The sequence below is a fragment of the Bacillus sp. LR--39 genome, assembly GCF_053613335.1.
In genome coordinates this window covers 1-909 of record NZ_JBSIOT010000506.1, presented here as the reverse complement: position 1 = coordinate 909, position 909 = coordinate 1, and the positions used below count along the sequence as shown (strand labels likewise).

Below are 909 nucleotides of genomic sequence, written 5' to 3'. Positions count from 1 at the left end.
TCAGCTTTTGAATATGAACGCATTAAAGCAAACGCATTGCGGCAACTTATTTAAGACCATCATTTCCCCCGCATATCGGGGGTTTGATCTTTATAAGATAAAGGGTAATTAAATACATGCGGAGGTTGCAAATATGAAAAAGATTGTCGGCGCTTTAGCCGTTTTTGTGATTACATATGCGCTGTTTTCAGCCGCAGGCTACCTGTTTCCTGTGGACCAAGAATGGTACAATTCATTGAAAAAACCGGACTGGACGCCAAGCGGAACTGCGATCGGCATCATTTGGGCCATCCTGTTTGCCCTGATCTCCCTTTCAGCAGCCATTGTATATGCTGCGTTTTCATTTAAAGGTGCGAAAAGCTTTTGGTTTACACTTTTGATAAATTACGTGCTCAATCAAGCCTTCAGCTATTTCCAGTTTACGCAAAAAAATCTGCTGGCTGCATCGCTTGACTGCCTGCTTGTCGCCATCACAGCAATCGTATTACTGATCATTGCCAAAAAATACAGCAGAGCCGCAAGCTATCTTCTTTTGCCTTATTTTTTATGGAGTGCATTTGCGACGTTCTTATCCTTTACAATCAATTCAATGAATCTGTGAACAAAAAAAGCCGCTTATACAGCGGCTTTTTCACATCATCGGCTTGATGCCCCAAATGTCCTTCGCATATTCCCGGATCGTGCGGTCGCTGGAGAAATATCCAGAATGAGCAATGTTTACAATCGAACGCTCAGACCATTTCCTTCGCTCCCGATAATCAGCTTGAATTCGCTCCTGTGCATCTGCATATGAGCTGAAATCCTTCAGCACAAAATACTCATCATTATGCGGAAGCAGCGAGTCAAAGATCGATTCAAATTCATCTGCCTCTCCTTCAAAAAAACCATTGATCAACTGATCCGCTACCT

Annotated in this window: 2 protein-coding genes; one reads left to right on the top strand and one right to left on the bottom strand. The window is 42.9% G+C overall.

The features are described from left to right. The first annotated feature begins 133 nt into the window (after positions 1 to 133). On the top strand, positions 134 to 601 hold the full coding sequence (locus ACWHAR_RS24510; RefSeq protein WP_003229024.1) for a TspO/MBR family protein: 468 nt from the start codon (positions 134 to 136) through the stop codon (positions 599 to 601). 30 nt (positions 602 to 631) lie between these two features. Here ACWHAR_RS24510 and ACWHAR_RS24505 read toward each other — a convergent pair. Next, positions 632 to 909: glycogen/starch/alpha-glucan phosphorylase (locus tag ACWHAR_RS24505; protein ID WP_452088111.1), on the bottom strand; the 278-nt coding region annotated here is incomplete at its 5' end.